Below are 6,308 nucleotides of genomic sequence, written 5' to 3' on the forward strand. Positions count from 1 at the left end.
CCGGCCGAGCGGCCGGTCGAACCCGCTCCCAGAACCTCTTCCCGTTCGACCACCACCACGTCTCGGCACCCGAGGGCAGCGAGGTGAAAGGCGGTGCTGACGCCCATCACGCCACCACCGATGATGACCACGTCCGCACGGCGAGGGACCCGCCTGCCGCCTGCCTCCATGTCTGCCTCCTCCGGGGGCCGGCTCCGCCCGTAGCGGTGGCGGGCGCCCCCCCTTTCCCCGGGATCGCAAATGCCCGGCGCCGCCCTGGGGACGGGCGGACGCCGGGCAGCCTCGCTCTTGCCTCTGCGGCCTGCTGGGACGCTCAGGGCGTCGCGGCGGCCGCCTCAACCGCGGCGTCGGTTTGGATGAGCCCGTACCCCGTTGCGCCAGCCCCCCAGGAGACTGTCTCGGTCGTGCCCCACGGCGTCTTGATCTGGGCGCTGCCGGGCGGGATGGGCAAAGCCGTCGCCCTCAGGATGGCCTGCGCCTCCTGCTGGGTCAGGTTTGGCTTCACCTGCAGCATCAGCGCTGCGGTACCGGCGACGTGCGGCGACGCCATGCTGGTGCCCCCCAGGAAGTAGTACTGGCCGGGGACCCCCTGGGCCCAGTAGGGAGGGCGTGCGGCGCCATAGTAGAGGTACGGGCCGACGACCCAGCTCCCCGGGGCCAGCACGTCAAGCTCCTGGCCCGGCCTTTCGCGGCTGGAGAAGTCCGTCACGTAGACCCGGTCGGCCGTGATGTCCTCAGGGACATCCCGTTGCCACCACCCGCGATCAGGGTACCACTCCTCCACCCAGCCGGCGGCGCCCACCGAGATCACATCGGGGTAAGCCCCTGGGTAGGCCATGCCTTCCTCACCCTCGTTGCCCGCCGAGGCGACCACCAGCACGCCCTGGGAGATGGCATACCGGATGGCCGCGAGTTCGGCGAAGCTCGGCTCGGCCGAGCCCAGGCTCATGTTGATCACGGTGGGGCCGATGACGCTCCGCTGCTTCAAGTCGGCCACGTAGAGGATCCCTGCGATCACCGACGACTCCCAGCCCCAGCCCTGGTTGCCCAGGACCTTGACGGGGATCACTGTGGCGTTGGGCGCGGTGCCCTCGAACCGCGCCAGCGTGTAGAGGTTGTAACCGAGGATGGTGCTGGTCACGTGGGTTCCGTGCCCGTCGGTATCCGAGTCGTACGCCCCACTACCGGGCGTCCCCTGGATCGGCGTGTGGAACGCCCGGCCGAGAGCCGTGGCGATCCGGTCTTCCGGGAAATAGTCGCGCCAGTTGGGGACGAGGCCGGTGTCAAGGACCGCCACGAAGACGCCGCTCCCGTCGGCGACAACGGTGCCGCCGCCGGGGTGCGCCAGTTCAACGTCGATGATGTCCTGGTCCCACGCCATCCGTCCCGTGTGGCTGTGCTTGACGACCTGCTTGTCCCGTTCCACCCTCGTCACGAAGGAGAGGGACCGCAGCGCGCTGCCGGGCCTGAGGTTGTCGGGCTTGGTCTCGATGGCCACCACGCCGATCTGCGGAAAGACGAAGTCCACCCGGCCGAAAGCTGCCAGGCGCTGCAGTGCCGCCGCCGACGTGTCCGTGACCGTAAGCAGGGCCCGCACGTTGTCGCTGCTCTGCGCAAGACCAACCGTCCCCCACGTGGCAAACAGCGCCACTACCGCCAGCACACCGGCCACCTTCAAGACAAGCCCCAGCTTCCTCGCCTTTTCCACGGTCCGCACCCCTTCCCGAATGAAATCTCTCCGCGGCCCGCGCGGCACCGCCCTGCGGCCTGGACGGTCACAAAGAACAAGGAAAGGACTAAAAGCGATAGTGCAGTGCTGCGCTGGCCATTTCCTTCGGTCCCGAACCGGCAGCCCCCGCCACGCCGCCGTCAATTGGGGCAAGTGGAGCGGGCCTGCGCTGCCACCCGGCGGACAGGATCCAATGCGGTGAGAAGTACCATTCGACGGAAGCCCTGGCCTCCTCCTCCCCGACCTGGAATAGAAGCGGCGTCACGGAGCCCTTCACGACCAGGCGGTCGGTCCCGCCGGGGCTATAGCGATAGGTTCCGGTAAACTGCGGCGCCTGCCCCACCTTCCAGGCTGCCTGGACATCCATCTGATGCGTTGAACCGTAGGGCGTGGCCGCGGTCACCGAGACCGCCGGAACGGACGTGTCTTGTGCGGGAAAAGGCAACTGCACGCGCAGGTTCGCGGTGAGGGGCGGCCCCTTGTAGCCGCCGGAGAGCGAGAGCGCCATGCTGCCGTTCGCCCATGCCGCTGAGCCAGCCGTCCGCTGGTGCTGAAGGGACGCGCCCGCGTTCCACCCGCCACGGCCGGCGTAGCCAACACCCGCCGACCAGCGCAGGATGGCGTAGCGCTTTTCTTCGTCCTCCATCCTGGAGCCTTCGGCTGAGATCTGGAGGGCCTCTGTGGGTGTCCACCGAACCGAGGCCGCGCTTTCGCGGCGGCGCTTCCCTTGCTGGTCAGGTGATGCAGAGACGGGGTCCCCGCCGGGCTCGGTACGCTTCACCTCATCCTGGTGGCTGAGGTTCCACCGCACAGGCCCGTCGCCGGACCTCTCGGCCGCCAACTCCCACCGGTCCCTGAATTCGCTACCCGTCACAGGGATGGAGGCCGTGATCCGTTCTGCCCGCGCCGTAAGCCGGATGCTTTGGACGGGAAGGCGCAGTTCGGCGCCGCGGATTTCGGTTGCCCTGAGAAGCTCAACGATGACCGGGTCGAAGGAACGCTCCTCACGGTAGTAAACAGACGCCAGAACGGGCGGCACCGGGCGGTAGGCGATCCCGGCGTACCGCTCGCGGCGCTCGATGGGAAGGCCGGCCGGGACTTGTACGTACTTCGCCTGGTTCTCGTATGTCATCTCCCAGCCCGGCACGGGCCGCAGGGAAAGCCGCATGCCTTCTTTCTGAGGATACAGGACGGCATCGGGGTCGTCGAGAGAGGGAAAGCCGGGCGCCCGCTGCTCGTGCCAGTACCGCACCGAAACCGCCGAGAGGTCGGCGCCGGCCTCCCAGCGCCACGCGACGGCGGGGTCGTTCCCATCCGGGCGGAAGTGCTCCAGTTCGAGGTGCACCTGCCCGGCCGTCACGTCCCACGAAAGCCCCGTCATTGCGCCGGGCACCGCAGCCTCGCCGGACCCGGTCGTCTCGCCTGTCCCGGCCGGGCTCGCCGGAGCGCCGAGCCGGTACACCCGAAAGGCGCCCCCCGGTGCCTGGAGTTCGGCCATGGCCCCCTGGAGGGGCACGGCGGCAGCGGGAGCGAACCGGTATTCGACTTCGACGCGTTCTCCGTCCTCCAGCGGCTCCGCCAGGTAGACCAGGCCCGCGTTGAACTGGAAATCGATGCCGCTTCGCAGGAGCGCGCCGCTTCGGGAGACGCTGATGGACGGCTCCTCCACCCCCTCCGGGTGTGAGAGGGGGAGGGTGTGGGTCCCGGGATCCACCGGCTTCACGCCTGCCGGCGGGTCCTCTCCGGGGGGCTGTGCGATGAACCGGTCCCGCCACAGGATTGAACGCACCCGCGACGCCCAGACCGTAAGCCGGGGACGAACCGGAGGGTCGCCCGGCGGCGCGCCGCTCTGCTGCCCCAGCGAGATCCGAACGCCCCGCAGCTGCCGGTTCAAGCGCACGAGTTGGGCGCCGGGCAACTCAACGTCGAAGTCCCCCGCCGCTGCGCCAGCAAACTCCGATTCCCACGTGGCCAGGAGGAACGGGAAATAGCCAGGGGCAGTACTGTCGAAAGCCAGCGCGGCCGAAAGGCCGGGCGCCAGGCTCCCCGCTCCGGTCGCCGCCAGCCGCAACGTGCCGGCCGCCGGCGCCGCACCTTCAAGGGGCACGTCCACCCGGTAGGTGGCGTCGCCGTGGAGGCTGAAAGGGCCGGCCCGCGCGAGCCCGGCCGCACAAAAAGCGCCCAGGGCCGCAACGGCCAGGGCCGATATCACCGCACGCGCCGCGACGCCCCCGAAGACCCGGCCTCCTCTGCAGATTGGCGCCCTGTTAGCTGTTTCGATGCACTCGGGCGCCATGCCTCCGGGGAGGAAGTTCGTCCGGCCGCGTCATACCCTTGTGTCGTTGCCCGGACTGGCCGTCCGGCCCGGGCCAGCGTACAGAAAGGGGTCGTAGCTGCGATGACCAACCCGCTGAAGGAACGGCTGCGGGCGGGGCAGGCCGCCATCGGCACGTGGCTGACCTTTGCGTCGCCAGCCGTGGCCGAGGCGCTGGCGGGCCTGGAGCCCGACTGGCTCCTGGTCGACACCGAACACAGCGCCTTCAACGAAGAGACGCTGGAGGACATGCTTCGAGCCATCCGGGCAGGCTCGCCTTCGGTCGTCCCGCTGGTGCGGGTGGCTGCCAATGACGTGGCCCTCATCAAGAAGGCCCTCGACCGGGGAGCCATGGGCGTGCTGGTGCCCCTGGTCAACAGCCCCGTGGAGGCCAGGGCGGCCGTTGCGGCCTCCCGCTACCCGCCCCAGGGCATCCGGGGGGTCGCGGGCTCCCGGGCGAGCCAGTACGGGCGCACGCTCGAAAAGTACTACGCCTCCTGGAACGAGAACGTGCTGGTCGGCGTTCAGATCGAGACGCGCCCGGCGCTCGAGGCCGTGGACGAAATCGCTGCCACGGACGGCGTGGACCTCCTCTTCATCGGCCCCAACGACCTGTCGGCCAGCCTGGGGCTGTACCGCCAGTTTGAGCACCCGGACTATCGCGCTGCCGTGCGGCGGATCCTGGAGGCGGCCCGCCAGGCCGGCAAAGCCGCCGGCTACATGGCGCGCAATGCGGAGGAAGCCGCGTCGAAAATCGCCGAAGGCTTTCAATTCGTGTCGGTGACGAGCGACGCGCGCCTTCTCACGGGCGCAGCCTCCCAGGCCTTTGAACGTCTTCGCAGGCACTGAAAGGCCGCGCCCGCCAGGCGCAAAGCCGCCTGAGGCTACAGCAAAGCCAGCAGGAGAAGGACAACCGGAAAGGAGAGGTGGAGCCAGGAATGCCTCCGTGGAACGTCTACGTCACCCGCCGCCTGCCGGAGCCCGGCATGTCCATGATGGCCCAACGCTGCCGGCTCGACGTCAACCCCCACGACCGCCCCGTCACCCGCGCTGAACTCCTCAACGCCGTGCGCGGCCGGGACGGGATCGTCACACTGCTCACCGAGACCATCGACGCCGAGGTGATGGACGCTGCCGGGCCCCAGCTTCGGGTGATTTCAAACTACGCCGTCGGATACAACAACATCGACGTGGCGGAAGCCACCCGCCGGCGCATCCTGGTCTGCAACACGCCCGGCGTTCTGACGGAGACCACCGCCGATCTTGCGTGGGCCCTGCTCATGGCGGTGGCGAGGCGCATCGTGGAGGCGGACGCGTTCATGCGAGCCGGCAAGTACGCCGCGATGGGCGGCTGGTCGCCGACGCTGCTGCTGGGTACCGACGTGCACGGCAAGACGCTGGGCATCGTCGGGTTCGGGCGCATCGGCGAAGCCCTGGCGCGGCGGGCGCGGGGCTTCGACATGCGCATCCTCTACCACGACGTGCGGCGCCGGCCGGCCGACGAGGAGCGGCGGCTGGGCGTGGAATACAGCGCCCTCGACGAGTTGCTGAAGGAGTCCGACTTCGTCTCCGTCCACGTGGACCTCAACGAGTCCACCCGGCACCTCATCAACGAGCGCACGCTCGGCCTGATGAAGGCCACAGGCTATCTCATCAACACTTCCCGGGGGCCGGTGGTGGACGAGGCCGCGCTGGTGCGAGCTTTGAAGGAACGCCGCATCGCGGGGGCCGGGCTGGACGTCTTCGAGCACGAGCCCGAGATGGCGCCGGGGCTCGCCGAACTGCCCAATGTGGTCGTGCTCCCGCACATCGCCAGCGCCAGTACGGAAACGCGGGCCAAGATGGCCGAGATGGCCGCTTCCAACCTGATTGCGGCGCTCGAGGGGCGGCGGCCCGCCCACGTCGTCAACCCGGAGATCCTGGGGTGACGGGGAGGAGGGGAACATCGTGACCGACCGCGCGGTGCGTGCGCCGGCTCCTGTCCTGGCGCACTTCGAGAAAAACCGCAGCGCTTTCGTCGAGGAGCTTCTTTCTTTCCTGCGGATCCCCAGCATCAGCGCCCTGAGCCAGCACGCGGGGGACGTGAAGCGGGCGGCCGAATGGGTGGCTGCCCGGATGCGGCAGGCGGGCGTCGAGCACGTGGAAGTCCTGGCCACCCCCCGGCATCCCGTGGTAATCGGGGACTGGCTGCACGCCCCGGGGCGCCCGACCGTGCTCATTTACGGGCATTTCGACACGCAGCCCGTCGACCCGGAACACCTCTGG

General features: G+C 69.3%; 6 protein-coding genes. 3 read left to right on the forward strand and 3 right to left on the reverse strand.

Going from position 1 to position 6,308, the window contains the following annotated elements; genetic code table 11:
• The 3 genes from AB1609_13665 to AB1609_13675 form a co-directional block, all read right to left on the reverse strand.
• Positions 1-170 (reverse strand): FAD-dependent oxidoreductase (locus AB1609_13665; GenBank protein ID MEW6047506.1); only part of this gene is annotated, 170 nt, incomplete at its 3' end.
• A gap of 143 nt (positions 171-313) precedes the next feature.
• Positions 314-1,708, reverse strand: coding sequence for a S8 family serine peptidase (locus AB1609_13670; protein ID MEW6047507.1), 1,395 nt, complete (start codon positions 1,706-1,708; stop codon positions 314-316).
• Between the two features lie 88 nt (positions 1,709-1,796).
• Positions 1,797-3,941 (reverse strand): hypothetical protein, encoded by a 2,145-nt coding sequence (locus AB1609_13675; GenBank protein MEW6047508.1) that lies wholly within the window; start codon positions 3,939-3,941, stop codon positions 1,797-1,799.
• 186 nt (positions 3,942-4,127) lie between these two features.
• On the opposite strand from AB1609_13675, the gene AB1609_13680 reads away from it, so the two are divergent.
• The 3 genes from AB1609_13680 to AB1609_13690 form a co-directional block, all read left to right on the forward strand.
• Positions 4,128-4,892, forward strand: coding sequence for an aldolase/citrate lyase family protein (locus AB1609_13680; protein ID MEW6047509.1), 765 nt, complete (start codon positions 4,128-4,130; stop codon positions 4,890-4,892).
• An 89-nt stretch (positions 4,893-4,981) separates the two neighbouring features.
• The gene (locus tag AB1609_13685; protein MEW6047510.1) at positions 4,982-5,971 is read left to right on the forward strand and encodes a D-glycerate dehydrogenase; all 990 of its coding nucleotides are present in this window, start codon (positions 4,982-4,984) and stop codon (positions 5,969-5,971) included.
• Between the two features lie 19 nt (positions 5,972-5,990).
• Positions 5,991-6,308: hypothetical protein (locus AB1609_13690; GenBank protein ID MEW6047511.1), on the forward strand; the 318-nt coding region annotated here is incomplete at its 3' end.

This window comes from Bacillota bacterium, assembly GCA_040754675.1.
Classification (GTDB): Bacteria; Bacillota; Limnochordia; order Limnochordales; family Geochordaceae; genus Geochorda.